The 16,569-nt window shown below is 46.0% G+C and carries 13 protein-coding genes; 2 read left to right on the top strand and 11 right to left on the bottom strand.

The annotated features are described in order from the left end of the window. Nucleotide 1 precedes the first annotated feature (1 nt). The 9 genes from IX91_RS03440 to IX91_RS03400 all read right to left on the bottom strand — a co-directional run bounded on the left by IX91_RS03440 (nucleotide 2) and on the right by IX91_RS03400 (nucleotide 8,596). Nucleotides 2-616 (bottom strand): YfgM family protein, encoded by a 615-nt coding sequence (locus IX91_RS03440; protein WP_004746277.1) that lies wholly within the window; start codon nucleotides 614-616, stop codon nucleotides 2-4. Nucleotides 617-673: 57 nt separating this feature from the next. Then, on the bottom strand, nucleotides 674-1,942 hold the full coding sequence (gene hisS / locus IX91_RS03435; RefSeq protein ID WP_004746276.1) for a histidine--tRNA ligase: 1,269 nt from the start codon (nucleotides 1,940-1,942) through the stop codon (nucleotides 674-676). A gap of 47 nt (nucleotides 1,943-1,989) precedes the next feature. Then, a complete protein-coding gene (gene ispG, locus IX91_RS03430) occupies nucleotides 1,990-3,108 on the bottom strand; it encodes a flavodoxin-dependent (E)-4-hydroxy-3-methylbut-2-enyl-diphosphate synthase (protein WP_004746274.1) in 1,119 nt (372 codons plus the stop codon). Nucleotides 3,109-3,117: 9 nt separating this feature from the next. Then, the gene (gene rodZ, locus IX91_RS03425) at nucleotides 3,118-4,092 is read right to left on the bottom strand and encodes a cytoskeleton protein RodZ (RefSeq protein WP_004746273.1); all 975 of its coding nucleotides are present in this window, start codon (nucleotides 4,090-4,092) and stop codon (nucleotides 3,118-3,120) included. A gap of 324 nt (nucleotides 4,093-4,416) precedes the next feature. Beyond that, a complete protein-coding gene (locus IX91_RS03420) occupies nucleotides 4,417-5,544 on the bottom strand; it encodes a bifunctional tRNA (adenosine(37)-C2)-methyltransferase TrmG/ribosomal RNA large subunit methyltransferase RlmN (RefSeq protein WP_004746272.1) in 1,128 nt (375 codons plus the stop codon). Between the two features lie 134 nt (nucleotides 5,545-5,678). Beyond that, nucleotides 5,679-6,110, bottom strand: coding sequence for a cysteine desulfurase sulfur acceptor subunit CsdE (gene csdE, locus IX91_RS03415; protein WP_004746271.1), 432 nt, complete (start codon nucleotides 6,108-6,110; stop codon nucleotides 5,679-5,681). Between the two features lie 16 nt (nucleotides 6,111-6,126). After that, nucleotides 6,127-6,936, bottom strand: coding sequence for a tRNA cyclic N6-threonylcarbamoyladenosine(37) synthase TcdA (gene tcdA, locus IX91_RS03410; protein WP_004746270.1), 810 nt, complete (start codon nucleotides 6,934-6,936; stop codon nucleotides 6,127-6,129). 73 nt (nucleotides 6,937-7,009) lie between these two features. Then, nucleotides 7,010-8,113, bottom strand: coding sequence for a murein transglycosylase A (gene mltA / locus IX91_RS03405; RefSeq protein WP_004746269.1), 1,104 nt, complete (start codon nucleotides 8,111-8,113; stop codon nucleotides 7,010-7,012). 69 nt (nucleotides 8,114-8,182) lie between these two features. Further along, nucleotides 8,183-8,596 carry a DUF2850 domain-containing protein gene (locus tag IX91_RS03400; protein ID WP_004749791.1) on the bottom strand — a complete coding sequence of 138 codons (414 nt, stop codon included), beginning with the start codon at nucleotides 8,594-8,596 and terminating at the stop codon, nucleotides 8,183-8,185. A gap of 225 nt (nucleotides 8,597-8,821) precedes the next feature. Here IX91_RS03400 and argA point away from each other — a divergent pair, with 225 nt between their 5' ends. Both argA and IX91_RS26605 read left to right on the top strand, forming a co-directional pair. Further along, nucleotides 8,822-10,159, top strand: a complete 1,338-nt coding sequence (gene argA, locus IX91_RS03395) for an amino-acid N-acetyltransferase (RefSeq protein ID WP_004746267.1) — start codon at nucleotides 8,822-8,824, stop codon at nucleotides 10,157-10,159. A 206-nt stretch (nucleotides 10,160-10,365) separates the two neighbouring features. After that, complete coding sequence (locus tag IX91_RS26605) at nucleotides 10,366-10,542, top strand: hypothetical protein (RefSeq protein ID WP_004746266.1); 177 nt, start codon at nucleotides 10,366-10,368, stop codon at nucleotides 10,540-10,542. 26 nt (nucleotides 10,543-10,568) lie between these two features. Here IX91_RS26605 and recD read toward each other — a convergent pair whose 3' ends face one another. Beyond that, complete coding sequence (gene recD / locus IX91_RS03385; protein ID WP_004746265.1) at nucleotides 10,569-12,710, bottom strand: exodeoxyribonuclease V subunit alpha; 2,142 nt, start codon at nucleotides 12,708-12,710, stop codon at nucleotides 10,569-10,571. A 2-nt stretch (nucleotides 12,711-12,712) separates the two neighbouring features. After that, nucleotides 12,713-16,330, bottom strand: coding sequence for an exodeoxyribonuclease V subunit beta (recB, locus tag IX91_RS03380; RefSeq protein ID WP_004746264.1), 3,618 nt, complete (start codon nucleotides 16,328-16,330; stop codon nucleotides 12,713-12,715). Between the last annotated feature and the right edge of the window lie 239 nt (nucleotides 16,331-16,569).

Raw genomic sequence — 16,569 nt, 5'->3', positions numbered from 1 at the left:
CTTACTTGGCTAGATCATCCAGTTTCATCTGTAGAGTCTGGCTCGCATCACCTGACTGCTGTGCTTCCGTGTATGCTGCATACGCCGCTTGTGCATCACCTTTACGCAGTAGGATGTCACCTTTTAGCTCGGCAACACGACCAGCCCAGCTTTCGTCTGTAATGTTAGCCAGCTGAGCAACAGCTGCATCAAATTCGCCTTGCTCTGCTTTAACACGTGCCAAACGGTAATCAAGTACCGCAGAAACCGCTGCATCTTTCGTTGCTGACTTCGCCCACTCTAGTTGAGCCAAAGCTTCATCAAGGTTACCAGCTTCAACTTGGACTTTTGCCAATTGCAGCGCGGCTAACACTGAGTATTCAGTTTCTTTGTTTGCATCGATGAAAGCTTGAATATCGCCTTCTGCAGATGCGCCTTTTTCAGCGAGTGCTTGAACCGCTTTAGTGTAGCTTTCAGACGCTGCTTCTTGAGCCGCGGTCACTGAATCTTGGTAATAACGCCAGCCAAACAGACCGCCTAGACCAACAACAGCACCTAAAATGACTGCTTTGCCGTTCTCTTTCCACCAATCTTTGATCGCTTCTACTTGTTGTTCTTCAGTATCGTAGAGTTCCACTTCCTGTCCTCTTACATCAAAATGGCAGCCGAGACTGCCATTCAAAATTCATTAATATTAAACGAGCTCTGCTAGCTTAGCGATGACATCTGCTTGGCTCAGTGTATCTTGAGTACCGCCAATCAGATCTTTTAGTACCACTGTATTGTCAGCGACTTCGTTTTCACCAAGTACTAGAGCCACAGCTGCGCCTACTTTGTCTGCGCGCTTGAACTGCTTCTTAAAGTTACCACCACCGAAGTGGCTCATAACACGTAGTCCAGGGACTTGTTCACGTAGTGACTCTGCTAGCTTCATACCCGCTAGCATTGTGCCTTCGCCTGCCGTTACCATGTAAACATCAACACTACGACGAACTTCTGTTAGCTCTAGAGTTTCTAGCATAAGAACCAGACGCTCAAGACCCATAGCAAAGCCCACTGCTGGTGTTGCTTTACCGCCTAGCTGTTCGACTAGACCATCGTAACGACCACCACCACATACAGTGCCTTGAGCACCTAAGCTTTCAGTAATCCACTCAAATACAGTACGGTTGTAGTAATCCAGACCACGAACTAAACGCTCGTTAACTGTGTATTCGATACCTGCCGCGTCAAGAAGTTCACAAAGACCTGCAAAATGTTGCTTTGACTCTTCGCCAAGGTAATCAGATAAACGCGGTGCATCACCTAGAATCGCTTGTACATCTGGGTTCTTAGTATCCAGTACACGCAGCGGGTTAGTGTGCATACGACGTTTACAATCATCATCCAGAATATCAATGTGCTGCTCTAGGAAGGCAATCAGTGCAGTACGGTAATTCGCACGGTCTTCCAGTGAACCAATTGAGTTCAGCTCTAGACGAACGTGCTTATCAATACCAAGCTCACGCCATAGACGAGCTGTCATCATGATAAGTTCTGCATCAACATCTGGGCCGTCTAGACCAAATACCTCAACACCACATTGGTGGAATTGACGGTAACGACCTTTTTGCGGACGCTCGTGACGGAACATTGGACCCATGTACCATAGGCGCTGCTCATCACGGTTGATAAGGCTGTTTTCAATACAAGAACGTACACAGCCAGCCGTGCCTTCTGGACGAAGGGTTAAGCTGTCGCCGTTACGGTCTTCAAATGTGTACATCTCTTTTTCAACCACGTCGGTCACTTCACCGATAGCGCGACTGAATAGATGAGTCATCTCAACGATTGGCATGCGCACTTCGTTGTAACCGTAGGCGCTGATTACGTTCTTCACTGTGTTCTCAAGTTTCTGCCACAGTGGTGATTGAGTTGGAAGGCAGTCGTTCATGCCTCGAATTGCTTGGATTTTCTTTGCCACAGTTATCTACCGTAAAAATAGTTACCGTAATTTGGGTTACGTTGAGATTAATCTTGTACTTTAACGTCGATGCGATTTGCTTCGTCTAATGTTGAAGCTTTTGCACGAATTTTAGCTTCTAGCTGGTCAACAAGGTCGTTATTGTCAAAACGCTCTTTCTGACGTTTACCGTCCTCGTAGAATGCGCTCTTCTTGTTACTACCAGCTAAGCCTAAATGAGAAACTTCTGCTTCACCCGGACCATTGACCACACAGCCAATAATGGACACATCCATCGGCGTAATCACGTCTTCTAGACGTTGCTCCAGTGCATTCACTGTACCAATCACATCAAATTCTTGGCGCGAACAGCTTGGGCAAGCAATAAAGTTAATACCGCGAGAGCGAATACGCAGAGATTTTAGGATATCGAAACCAACTTTGATCTCTTCTACTGGGTCAGCCGCAAGAGAGATACGCAGCGTATCGCCAATCCCTTCTGCCAACAGCATCCCAAGGCCAACTGAAGATTTCACCGCGCCAGCTCGTGCGCCGCCTGCTTCAGTAATACCTAAGTGAAGCGGCTGATCGATCTTCTTCGCAAGTAAGCGATAAGAATCGACAGCAAGGAAAACATCTGAGGCTTTCACACTCACTTTAAACTGGTCGAAGTTAAGACGATCAAGAATATCAACATGTCGCATCGCAGACTCTACCAACGCCTCTGGAGTTGGTTCGCCGTACTTCATCTGAATGTCTTTTTCTAGCGAGCCACCATTCACACCGATACGAATCGGAATGTTTTTGTCGCGCGCGCAGTCAACCACAGAGCGGATACGGTCTTCGTTACCGATATTGCCCGGGTTGATACGTAAACAGTCTACGCCGTACTCCGCTACTTTTAGCGCGATACGGTAGTCAAAATGAATATCTGCCACGAGTGGGATATTCACTTGCTGTTTAATTTGCTTGAACGCTTCCGCAGCATCCATAGTTGGAACCGATACGCGAACGATATCAGCACCGACATTTTCCAGTGATTTAATTTGAGCAACAGTCGCTTCAACGTCTGTTGTTCTAGTGTTAGTCATCGACTGCACAGCAATCGGTGCACCGTCACCAATAGGTACGTCGCCCACATAGATACGAGTCGATGGGCGACGTTTGATAGGAGATTCGTATTGCATAGTAATTTTTTAAGGTAAGTTGAATCTTGCTACTTTGCCTGAAGTATACCCAGAAAGGTCGACAGGTTCACTCGCTAATGTCATTGAAACGTTTTCTGGTGCACCTAAAATGACACTATAAGGTAAATTGCCGCTTAAATTGAGGCTCTGACCCGCTTTCTTCACACCAGTAGAAAGGGTTTTACCCGAGGCATCTTTAACTTGAATCCAGCAATCATCGGTGAATGACATCACCAGTAAGTTAGCCGCGGCAGCTTGTTCTGTTGTCGCGGTTTCTTCTACTGGCTCAGGCTCCACAACTTCTTTAGTTTCACTTACTGGCACAGCTTGAGTTGGTTGTGCTGGTTGTGTCTCTTCGACTATCTCTGTAGTGGCAGGTTCAGTAGAGACTACCTCTTCAGTAACCGGCGCAGGCGTTGAGTCGAGTGCTTCAATCGCATCTTCACCAACTGCAGGCTCCAGTTCCGCTTCAGTTAAGGTTGTAAAATCAAGAGGTTGGTTCTCTATTTCCTGCTCTAGCTGTATTTCTTGATCCGTTTGGTCGGTCAGTGACTCCATGGTTTTTTCTTGGTTTTGCCACCACCAAACTGATGAAATGCCTAACACTACAATCACGATACCCAACGTCAGGGTCATAATCCGGCTATCATGAGCTTCGCGCTTAGTTTTGTGCGAAAAGCTCTTCATTTCTTGCTCTTCAGGTTGAGTCTCTTCACAACCATCTAAAGCACATAAGACTTCTGACTCCGCAATCCCTACCGCTCGCGCATAAGAACGTAAGTAACCACGAGTAAAGGTGGCTACTTGGTCAGAAGTAAAATTGTTACTTTCAATATTTTCGATGATAGATACGCGTAGGCGTAAACGGTCGGCAATTTGTTTTTGACTGAGGCCAAGCGATTCTCGTTTGTTTTTTAACAGAGTGCCCGCTTGCACTTTTTCTACGTTCTCGTCGCTCGCTTGAAGTTGTTGTTCAGCTGTCATGATTCTAAAAATTCTCTTCTCGTTTCAGTTTCGCCATATCGCCGCTTAATTATTTATTTTTCGTTGCGTGCTACTAACCAAACTCTGAATTATGTAAGGAATAATCCTTAATTTATGTCAATCAACGCTCCACTCAATAGACAGAGGTAAGTACCCCGAAAGCGTTAACCATTAATTCTAATAGATATCATAGATGAAACAACACTAACAAAGCGCATAATTTACAAGCAGCTCAAGGTTTTTCGTTATTTTGACAGTTAGATCGCTACCAGATGTAACAAAAAAGCCAGAGCTAGGCTCTGGCTTTCGCAAAATTAGCGCGCTTTATGAAACTGCTTTAACTTCGATTGTTTCACCTTTGGCCGCTTTATTGGTCGCTGTACGTTTAGTACGGTCGATGACGTCACCAACTAGCTGACCACATGCTGCATCAATGTCATCACCACGAGTTTTACGTACCGTTACCGTGTGCTCGTACTGCATCAAGGTTTTTTGGAAACGATCGATACGCGAGTTACTTGGTTTCTTGTATGGCGAACCTGGGTACGGGTTAAACGGAATCAAGTTGATCTTACAAGGCGTGTCTTTTAACAGCTCAGCAAGCTCTCGTGCGTGGTCCATATCATCATTAACATGGTCGAGCAGAACATACTCTACTGTTACCTTACCGCGGTTAGCGTTAGAAGACTGAATATAACGACGTACAGACGCTAAGAAATCTTCAATATCCCAACGATCGTTGATTGGCATGATTTCACTACGTAGCTTATCGTTAGGCGCATGCAGTGAGATTGCCAGTGCAACGTCAATCTTACCTGTCATCTGGTCGAGGCCAGAGACCACACCAGATGTTGATACCGTCACGCGGCGCTTAGACAAACCAAAGGCTAAATCATCAAGCATTAGCTCAAGCGCAGGAATCAGGTTCTTCATGTTGAGTAGTGGTTCGCCCATACCCATCATTACTACGTTGGTGATTGGACGACGACCTGTCTCTTTTTCTAAACCGATCTCACGCGCAGCGCGCCACACCTGACCAATAATTTCAGATACTTTCAGGTTGCGGTTGAAACCTTGTTGAGCAGTCGAACAGAACTTACACTCTAGCGCACAGCCAACTTGCGAAGAAACACACAAGGTAGCACGGTCATCTTCTGGGATGTATACCGTTTCTACGTCTTGATCGCCCACCTTCATCGCCCACTTAATCGTACCATCTGACGAGTGCTGAGCTTCCGCTACGGTTGGCGCTTTAATTTCGCAACGACGTTGCAGCTTTTCACGTAACTTCTTATTAATGTTGGTCATATTATCGAAGTTATCGACACCGAAATGGTAGATCCACTTCATCACCTGATCTGCACGGAATGCTTTTTCACCAAGCTCATCGGCAAAAAACTTACGCAAACCTTGGCGATCAAAGTCGAGTAGATTGATTTTTTCAGTGGTCATGTGGCCTCTCAAGCGACGGAACATTAATTAAGGGCGCGAATTGTACAGCCTTTACGCAGCGACAACAAGACCTGTAAAGCCCTGTATTTACTAAGGCGTTAATATAGCGGTGTTTATTTTTTGTACAGAAGAAATCAGCCTTCAGAGATTTGCTTAATCTGCTCGACAATCGCTTTCAAGCCATTGCCTCTAGAAGGGCTTAAGTGGGCAATCAAGCCCAGCTTGTCAAAATAAGCATCAATATCAAAAGATTGAATTTGTTGCGAAGATTTACCATCAAATGCCGCCATCACCAAAGCAATCAGACCACGCACAATACGTGCGTCGGAATCTGCGCAGAAATACCAGACTCCATCGGAATTTTCACTCACTAGCCATACGGTGCTTTCACAACCTGAGACCGTCACTTGCTCAGACTTGAGCTCTTCAGGCATCTTTGGCAGTTTCTTGCCCCACTGGATAACCTGACGATAGCGATCTTCCCAGCCTTTGAAACCTTGCATGGTTTGGGCAATCTCTTCGGCCGTAATTTCAGTACCAAATGGTGATTGAGGAAAAGGTGACATTTTTCTCTGACCTTATTTACTTGCTGTATTTCTGGATAAGCTTTTCAACGATGCGTGATACCGCAACAAAACCAAAGCTCGCCGTCACAACGGTAGCTGCGCCGAAACCGCTGGCACAGTCCATGCGCTTTGGTCCTTCCGCGGTTGATTTTACCCCACATACACTGCCATCCGGCTGAGGGTATTTCAGTTGTTCAGTGGAAAATACACATTCAATACCAAACTTACGAGCCGGATTAGTTGGGAAGTTATGATGACGACGCAGCGTATCTTTGATTTTCTTCGCCAATGGGTCTTGAATCGTCTTTGTCAGGTCTGCGACTTTAATTTGAGTTGGGTCAACCTGGCCACCAGCACCGCCCGTCGTAATAACTTTGATTTTATTGCTGCGACAGTAAGCCAATAACGACGCTTTTGCTTTGACGCTATCAATCGCATCCAGCACATAGTCGTATTCTTTACTCAGGTACTCATGTTGGTTGTCTGGTGTAATAAAATCATCAATCAGATTCACTTTACACTCCGGGTTAATCAGCTTAACCCTTTCTGCCATCACTTCGATCTTGCTTTGACCCACGGTTCCGCTCATTGCGTGAATCTGACGGTTAATGTTGGTCACACACACATCATCCATATCGATCAGGGTTAGCTCACCAATACCTGTTCTTGCCAGTGCTTCAACAGCCCAAGAACCCACACCACCAATACCGATAACGCAGACATGCGCAGCGCGCAAAATTTCAACTTCACTATTACCGTAAAGACGGCGTGTGCCACCAAAACGTTGGTTGTAATTATCAGAAGCTGGAGTGTCGAGTTCACGCATATGGGTTTTCCGCAGGGTACAAAAACAAAGAGTGCGATTTATACGCACTCTTAATTAAAAAGTCTAGATGAAGCTATTGTAGCTTTTCTGGAGGCAATGCCCAAGGCGCTTGTGTCGCACTCCCTTCAAGCCCCAACTTCCACACTCGGCCAAAATGTTTGTAGTGACCAGCTTCGGTACCCGCTCTTGGCCCCATCCCATGATAAAGGTCGAGATGGTTCTGTTTTACTGCACCGCCTGTATCTAGCACAATCAATAAACGCAGCTGATGCGCACCACTCCATGAACCATCCGGATTTAGCAATGGAACTTCAGCAAGGATTGGTGTCCCCATTGGGAATATGGAGCGATCGCCAGCAACAGAGGCCATAGGTAGAAGTGGAATACCTGCCGAGCCAGTTACTGGTGCGTCAGCGCGAGGCTGGAAGAAAACGAAAGAAGGATTCTGTTCAAGAAGCTCACGAACGGTCGCTTCATCATTTTCCATTACCCACTCTTTGATCGCCTTCATCGACATTTTTGCTCTCGGCACTAAGTCTCGTTCGATTAATACCTTACCGATACTGACATAAGCCTTGTTGTTTTTGCCTCCGTAGGCGAAATACTCCAAGGTATCGTCATCTTCAAAATGGACAAAGCCACTGCCCTGCACTTCCATCAAAAACGGGTCGATTCTATTTGATGCGTAACCTAGCTCTAGCCCTTGACCTTCTAGCGCACCATCGTAGATTTGAGCTCGGGTCGGGCAATCACTTTCGCACTCAGGTTTAGCATAAACTGGGTATTTAAATTTCTCGTTCGGCTCATGGCGAAGCTCCATCACCGGAGAAAAGTACCCGGTAAACAAAACATTGCCTTGCTTGTCGCCACCACCTAATTGAGCAGCTTGAATGCCAAAACTAGCGAGATCGGTAGGTTCACCGCTTTGCAACACCCATTCATTTAGCTTGTCATACAGAGGCTGATAGATCTTCGCCATTGAAGGCGAGTTATCAACGACTTGTTCAGCCTGACGGTGAAACTCGGTAAAATCGCGTGGCTTAGTCGATTCGACAACTGCAGATTTATTCAAAATTGAATTGAATTCATCATCGACATATTGCTGAGCGCGGTCGGTAGGTTGAGCACAGCCGAACAGTACACTGGCGGCTGCAAGAGGAAGATATTTTTTAAACACTGGTTTTATCCCTAGCAAGCTATGTCATGAGCATGACAAACTTGTTAGGAATTCGCAATCGAGTCGTCGTTAATGAATGTTATTTTTAACTTTTTCTGACAATCGATACACGGGTTGGTAGTTGGGTTCTGAGACTAACTGCAGCTCGGTAAATTCCTCATTGAGCGCTTTAAACTTACGTACCTTATCGCCAAGGCGATACTCAAGATGGGAGCCATCCCAACTGTACTGAGTATCGACAATCCCACCGTTAATAGAAATACCTGCAGAGCTGACCACAAACTCTTCCGCCGCATAAGACGCAACGTTTTGCTCAACCCAAGTGCCATAAACATTCGATTTAGGATACGTTGTAGCTAAGTAGAACTGATACAAGCTGCTTGTCATCATAACAGCCGCTACCGCAGCAATAATTGCACCTAACACTATTGCTCTCTCAAGAAACTTCTTCTTACCGCTCACACCACTCACTTTCTTTGTCACCAATGTACTACTGATAATTTCACCATTAATTGTTAACCAAAAATGTGTTTACCGCGAATTACAAAACCATTTTGACCTGCTCAATGGCCCTGAGTCTCAAAGTCGAAATCCGCTCCTTACACTAAGAACACAAAGAAGCACTTGCATCACATTGAAAAAAACCTTGCTGAACACCGAATAAAATTGCAATATCTTTGTATATAAATTCAATTCACGGAAGATATTGTGAAGATTCGAAGTACTGCCCTAGTCAAAGGGTTTAGACAATCTGCTCCTTACGTCAACGCTCACCGAGATAAGACCATGGTCATTATGCTGGGCGGCGAAGCCGTGGCTGACGGCAATTTTTCGAATATTATCAGTGATCTGGCTCTACTGCATAGCTTAGGTGTCAAAATTGTTCTCGTTCATGGAGCGCGACCACAAATTAATCACCTTCTTCAGCAAAATCAGTACGATAGTCCATATCACAAAGGAATCCGCGTTACAGATGAGACATCCCTTAATTACGTCATGCAAGCTGCCGGGCAATTACAGCTGACCATCACTGCACAGCTGTCGATGAGCTTAAGCAATACCCCTATGGCTGGAACTCAACTGAACGTTGTTAGCGGTAACTTCATTACCTCTCAACCTCTCGGGGTCGACGATGGTATCGACTATTGTCACAGTGGCCGGATTCGACGCATCGATGTGGAAGGGATCAATCGCATGTTGGATCAAGGTTCGATTGTTCTCCTTGGCCCGATAGCAAGCTCAGTTACCGGAGAGTCGTTTAACCTACTTTCAGAAGAGGTAGCAACTCAGGTCGCCATTAAGCTCAATGCGGACAAGTTAATCGGCTTTTGTTCAGAGCAGGGCATCATCGACGAAAATGGTGACGTCGTTGCTGAACTGTTCCCAAAAGATGCGGAAAGAATTTTATCAAGACTTGAAACAGACCGAATCGAAGGCGTTGATAATTCCTCAGGCACACTAAGGTTCTTACGCGCAGCGACCGCGGCTTGTCGAGCAGGGGTTCCTCGCAGCCACCTAGTGAGCTATAAAGTTGATGGTGCTCTGATTCAAGAGTTGTTTTCACTCGATGGTATCGGAACCCAAGTGGTGAAAGCCAGTGCTGAACAAGTTCGTGTAGCCGACATTGATGATATTGGTGGCATCTTAGATCTAATTCAGCCACTGGAAGAACAAGGCGTGCTAGTTAGGCGCTCACGTGAACAGCTGGAGCAAGAGCTGCATCAATTCACCATCATAGAAAAAGATGGACTGATCATTGGCTGCGCAGCTCTCTACCCGTACCCAGATGAAAAGATGGCTGAAATGGCCTGTGTTGCGATTCATCCTGAGTATCGTGACGGCAACAGAGGCTTACTGCTGCTTAACCACATGCGTTTACAATCTAAGGCTCAGGGGATTGAACACATCTTTGTCTTAACCACCCATAGCCTTCACTGGTTTAGAGAGCAAGGTTTCCATGAAATGGGGGTCGATTTCCTGCCTTCCCAGAAGCAAAACTTATACAACTATCAACGAAAATCGAAGATCTTAGCACTTGTTCTCTAAGCGATTGTAATTCTTACATTTGCGATCAAATTGCTTATTTTTCTTACACTATAAGCTTTATTTCATATTTCCAATTGGTTAATATTTCAGCTCCTCACCTCTAGTGAGGAGCTAGATAGGATTCACTTCTCTACTTAACTTTTTACTCAGTTGAGTCGCAAGGATTGCTTGAGGTTACTGACTACGTCACTAAGAGCAAACTATCGATGAAGAAAATTATCTGTAACTCTGTACAGAGTTTTTGGGATATGGCTGATAATGAACTACTAGAAGATCTAGACGTTCACTGTGTCTTCCCAGTGACAGAAGGCTTAAAGGCGTTCATTCTGAACTATCAGAAAAAGTACCGCATCCGCAGTATCTCTTTCTCTAAAGCACTTTAATCGTTTAATACGGTAGCCACGGATGGTTATCCCCTTCGCTGCAACCTGTGTATCAACCCACTCGCTCGCTCAGTTCGAACTTTAATTCCACGCTTCATCACTCGCTCATCAATGTATAAACTCAAACGTTTCTTCGCTCGCGTTATCCCTGTGTAGATCAACTCACGTGTCAAAATCGGGGTAAAGTCTGGTGGCAAAATCATTAGCGTATGCTCAAATTCACTCCCTTGAGATTTATGAATCGTCATCGCATAAGCGGTTTCGTGTTCTGGTACACGGCTTGGCAACACTGACTTGACGCTGCCATCTGGCAGTTCGAAAAAGACCTTCAATCTTGGCTCGCTTTCCGAGTCATCCAGCATGCAAATGCCGATATCACCGTTATACAGACCCAGTGCATGGTCATTTCTCGCCACCATCACAGGTCTACCGTGATACCAAAGCTCGTCTTGGGTTTGAATCAACTTTTTAGCCGCCAGTGCACGTTCAATACGCTGATTGAGCCCAGTAACACCAAAGTCACCCTCACGAATAGCGCACAACAAACGACAACGCGCAAACTGATCTAATACCGCTTTGGCCCGCTTCGCCATGGTTTCGACTTCGCCTGTTGCAGAATCAAGTTGCTGCACATCAATTCGCTTAAGGTAATGGCTATATTCAGCAACCAAAATCTGCACCATTTGATTGTAGTGCTGGCTATCCATCGGAAACTTAGCGATATCAGAGAAATCTTTCTGCCAAACCCAATCAACTTTTTGCGCCGAACCAGCATTAATGGCTTGCGCTAATTGACCGATCCCAGAACGAGCATCAAATCGATAGCTCTTCTTCAGCATACACAAGCTGTCAGCAATAGAGGGCAGCGTATTGGTGGTGTGAGCCAGTGTTTCAAAACCGGTTAAGCGAGCAATTTGAGCCGCTTGACCATGACTAAAACCTAGCTGGCTGAATGAACAAATGTCCCCCAGTACCGCCCCCGCTTCTACTGACGCCAACTGATCTTTATCACCCAGTAGAATCAATCTGGCATGCTTAGGTAACGCATCGACCAATTTGTACATCATAGGCAAATCGACCATTGAGGCTTCATCGACCACCAGGATATCTAGGTGGAGTGGATTATCTCTGTTGTGTCGAAACTCTGAGCTGTTAGGCAGTGCACCGAGCAAGCGATGTAATGTACTGGCATCGGTTGGAATGGCTTGTTTTAGTTCAGGCGCGACAGGTAATTCTGCCACAGCCTTACCAATCGACTCAGTTAATCTCGCTGCTGCTTTGCCCGTCGGCGCGACCAACTTAATCGTTGGCTGCTCAGCTTGAGCGTTTTGCTGCGATGAGCTTTGAGCTTGCTCAATCAAAGCGGCAAGCAGCTTGGTTACGGTGGTCGTTTTACCTGTACCCGGACCACCAGAGATCACGGCAAACCTTTTACTCAGTGCAACCGCAGCTGCAACTTTCTGCCAATTCACACACGCAGATAAAGGAACTAACTCGTCCAACACCGAAAGTTGCTCAATGTTTTTAGCGGCTAGGAGCTTTTGGTCTATGGTAGGCCAATCCAATTTATCCTCTGCCACGACGTCTAGATGGTCACAAACCATACGCTGACGCATTACTGGCGTAGAGTTACCTTCTTGCTGAGATTTGTTAATTGCTTCAAAGAGATAGCGATAGTTACGAGCAAAAAGATGATCGAGTAGATTGGAAAGCTTTTGGATTTCATTAGGCTTTAGGATCATAGGTGACCCAAAGCTATTCAAACGCTCAGCCAAGGTCACTTCATAGTGCCAATAGCGGTGTAAATAGAGTCGCTCACCATCAAATATCAGCGGTAGCGCTTCACTCTCTTCAGCTGAGTTTTTAGCCACCAAACAAGAGTTGTTGAGCAAGGATACCCAATCAACTGTCACCTGCGTTTGATTTAACTCTAGCGCCGCTTCGCCAAACAAACCCAGCTTAGCAGCGAGATCGACAGGCTGCCCTTCTGCATCAAACAGCGGTAGACAGATATGGCCTTTGCCAAGTTCGTGACTAACGACTCCTGCAATAAAAGCGAGCTGATCATCCTGCGATTGGCTAGCGATAAATCGGGCAAACTGATAATCAAGTTGTCTGATGCTGGATTTGTTTGCCAGTTGTTTAAGCACAGAAATAAGAGTAGTCATGATTACAGTAGCTCCATCTGGCCAACTTGATTCGTTTTCGCATCGACACTTTGCCCATCGATGAGTCTGTCCATATCGTTAAGAAACTCTAGGCTTGGTTTGGCAGAGAAAATGCCATGCTCGCTTTCTCCATCCATCCCCCTAAGGAATAGGTAGTAGACACCGCCAAAGTGCTGATCGTAGTCATAATCTGCGATTCGACTGCGTAAGAAGCGATGTAGCGCTAAGGCATAGATTTGATATTGCAGGTCATAACGATGATCTGCCATGGCAGATTTTAGCGCTTCTCCGTGATAGAAACCGACCTCGTCACCCAGATGGTTCGATTTCCAGTCAAGGACATAGTATTTACCTTGATGCTCAAACACCAAATCAATAAAGCCCTTCAACATACCTTGAACGGTATAAAACCCTAAGTCACCAGCCTTTGCAGATAAAGGATCATGACGCTGGATGACGCGATTTAATGCCGGCGCCGCCAGTACCTCAATCGGTAGCAAGAACTCCATCTCAACTAAACGTTGGCTTGGCCCTTTCTGGTTAAGCAGCAAAGACTTTCCGTCCAGTGGTGTGGCTAACACGGTATCAATCAATTGCTGTAAAACCGGTAGCCAACTTGGTTCTAACTGCTCACTGTCGAGAAGATGAGTGATAATCTCAGTATTCGCTGCGCTAGTACTTGGCTCGGTAAACTCGACTTCTTCGAATAACGTATGCAGGAAAGTACCCGGTCTAGCGCCGCGCGGGAAAGTGAAGATGGATTGCTCTGGTTCAACTAACTCATCTTCATCGTGCTCATCGGAAGAATCAATATCAAGATGCATTAAATCAGTAAAGGCATCCGAGCTATGATGAGAGCCCTGTTTTACCAATCCAGAATAACTGGTGATTCGCCAATCTCGATCAATCACACTTTTCAGCTCACTTGCGGTTATATCTTGCTGCTGCGAAGTATGGGCAACAAAGACCTCTTGTTGTAGCTCTGGTAAGTCGCTTAATCGCACACTTTCAAGCCCATCCACATGCTGTTGAATAGCGTTAGTGAGATCATTGATCCCCCCTTCTTTGCCATCTTGTAGCAAATACCCCATCGCACTGTGATGAACACCGGTTGGCTCTTTAGTAGAGCGACCGTTTCTCAGTGGCGCAGCCCCAACAAAACAGCCATAAACGGCACGGGTAAGCGCTACGTAGATTAGACGTAAATCTTCAGCAAGGCGCTCTTTATCAGCTTGCGCTAAAGAAGCATCTTGCCCAGTAATATCTAAAATGGTTTTGTCTTGTTGCTCATCATAGTATTTTGCTTCGCTAGCCTCGCGATAGCTGAGAACGAAAGGCAAGAACACTAGATCATATTCCAGACCTTTTGATTTGTGGATTGTTACGATTTGCACCAAATTACGCTCTGATTCCAAGCGCTGAATTTGGTCTTCGCTGCCACCTAAACCATTTTGTGCATCACTGATCGCTTGAGCCAACCAACGTAGTAAACCATGGTCACTATCGAGTTCCTGACTTGCTTGCTGTAACAGCTCACCGATGTGCATCAAATCCGTCAGTGCACGCTCTCCACCTTCTTCTTCTAATAAGCGCTCAGCAATATGTCGCTTGCTCATCACACTGCGCAACATAGGGAGCACACCTCGCTGAGTCCAGAGTTTACGGTACTCTTTAAACTCATTGATTGCGTTTTCCCACTCATTTTCATCGTTGTTGAGCTTATCTAAACTACCTGCATCGAGAGCAAACATTTCAGAAGCCAAGCTTGCTCGTAAGGCGCGATCATTTTCAGGCGTCAGTACCGCTTGCAATAGACGCTGAATATCTTGGGCGACAAGCGAGGTAAACACGCTGTCTCGGTTTGATAGATAAACACTCGCAATACCTTGTTTGGCTAGCGTATCTTTCACCATACGACCTTCATTACCGGTTCGAACCAGTACTGCAATATCTCCCGCCTGAATCGTATGCTCTCCTTTACCATCTTTAAAGAAAGCTTGCTCGTTTTGCGCCGCAGTGAGAATGGTTTGGATTTGATCCGCGGTCGCCTTAGACATCGCCTCTAGGTACTCACCTTTTGGTAATGGCTTCTCGTCCGCATCTTGCAGCCAATAAGTGAGCGCGGGTTGCTTTTGACCACCGATAGTCCAAACGCGTTTATCCGCGTTGGGGCTAGAGTCGACAGGCAAGAATGGAATATCTTTATCGTAAATAAACGGGCTCGAAGGCAACTCAAAAATCTGGTTTACCGCACTGACCATATCTGCGCTAGAACGCCAGTTAGTACCTAGAGTGAAGTGCGACGAAACCTGATTACGCGCTTTGATGTAAGTAAATATATCTGCGCCACGGAAGCCGTAGATTGCCTGTTTGGGATCACCGATCATGAACAAACCACATTCAGGGTTGTTCAAATAGATACGGCTAAAAATGCTGTATTGAAGGGGATCGGTATCTTGGAACTCATCAATCATAGCGACCGGATAGAGAGTTCGAATCCGCTCTGCAAGTAGCTCTGATTCATCACCATCAATAGCAGCAGAGAGATTGGTCAGCAAGTCATCAAAAGAGAGCCACTGTTTCTGCTGTTTGGCTTTTGCCAACATCTCGCGACAATGTTCAATCGCATGGGCAAGAATAGGCGCTTTGAGACTAATTGGCGCAGCAAGGAAAGCATCGATCGCTTCAAAAACAAGGTGCTGCGGCGCGGTGCCTTTCGGCGTTTTCTCAACCAAGGTATTCTGGGCAAACTTCTCCAGTTTGTCTGGATAGTCATAGCCCGTCGTTTCTGTTGCCGCCCACACATTGACCGCTTCGAGCCAAGTCGGTAAAGACTTTTTGGTGTAACTGCGTTTGTTGACATCAGAGTCACTAATCAGGGCGAAAAAGTCATCCTGATGCTCTCGCCATAGCAATTTCAATTCATCGATACGCTTTAGATTTTGTTGGTGTAAGTCCGCTAAACTGCCACTCATCGCAGCAACAGACAGGCTCAGTGGTGCACCAGTCAGATAGTTAGTCACATCGCGTAGTAAATCAGAGGGGGCATTCCAGATTCGACGCACCTCTCCTGCCAAATTAAGCGGCAAAGGATAGAAATTACGTCGCCAGTAATCGGCAACAATCTGCGCTTTAAGGTGACTCTCATCGGTCACAAATTCGTTGTTAAAGCGACTGCCTGATTCAAATGCATTTTGGGTTAACATGCGTTGGCAAAAGCCGTGGATGGTATAGACCGCGGCTTCATCCATTTGCCTTTCTGCTTGCAAAAGGATCTCCGCGGCTTGTTTGTGGTCACTGAACTCATCAAGTAAAGGCTCAATCACAGGATCGCTACTTTTACCTCGGGCAAAGGCAAGACGAGCATCATGAATACGAGCGCGGATTCGGTCTCTAAGCTCTGCAGTTGCCGCTTCAGTAAATGTCACCACTAAAATCTGGTCGACAGTCAACGGCACCTGATGTTTGGTCTCGGATGTACCGTGACCGAGAAGCAATCTCAGGTATAAGCCAGCGATAGTAAAGGTTTTACCCGTACCCGCCGATGCCTCAATTAATCGTGCACCGTGCAAGGGAAAAGTCATGGCATTAAGCGGAGTAACCATTGACGTTGCTGTCATAAAATATTTGCCCTTTTTATGAAAACCCGAGATCCAAATGTGATCCAGACTTAAAAACGATTGTTATTAATATAAATCCCTAAAAACTTGGGACTTTATGAGATCCTTCTCACGGCAGGCTCGTTACCTAACCGCTACTATGCGCGCCATGTGTTGAGCAACTCTAAGCTTGTCTAAGCAGCCAAGTTGCAACAAACCGACAGAATAATGGTCCCTCTGACCTGTGGCCGTACAGCGAA

The organism is Vibrio tubiashii ATCC 19109 (assembly GCF_000772105.1).
GTDB lineage: Bacteria > Pseudomonadota > Gammaproteobacteria > Enterobacterales > Vibrionaceae > Vibrio > Vibrio tubiashii.
This window is presented reverse-complemented; position numbering and strand designations above follow the sequence as displayed.

Coding starts and splice junctions, on each gene's coding strand:
- ispG (WP_004746274.1), bottom strand. CDS start 3,108: ATGCAATACGAATCTCCTATCAAACGTCGCCCATCGACTCGTATCTAT.
- rodZ (WP_004746273.1), bottom strand. CDS start 4,092: ATGACAGCTGAACAACAACTTCAAGCGAGCGACGAGAACGTAGAAAAA.
- IX91_RS03420 (WP_004746272.1), bottom strand. CDS start 5,544: ATGACCACTGAAAAAATCAATCTACTCGACTTTGATCGCCAAGGTTTG.
- csdE (WP_004746271.1), bottom strand. CDS start 6,110: ATGTCACCTTTTCCTCAATCACCATTTGGTACTGAAATTACGGCCGAA.
- tcdA (WP_004746270.1), bottom strand. CDS start 6,936: ATGCGTGAACTCGACACTCCAGCTTCTGATAATTACAACCAACGTTTT.
- IX91_RS26605 (WP_004746266.1), top strand. CDS start 10,366: ATGAAGAAAATTATCTGTAACTCTGTACAGAGTTTTTGGGATATGGCT.
- recD (WP_004746265.1), bottom strand. CDS start 12,710: ATGACTACTCTTATTTCTGTGCTTAAACAACTGGCAAACAAATCCAGC.
- recB (WP_004746264.1), bottom strand. CDS start 16,330: ATGACAGCAACGTCAATGGTTACTCCGCTTAATGCCATGACTTTTCCC.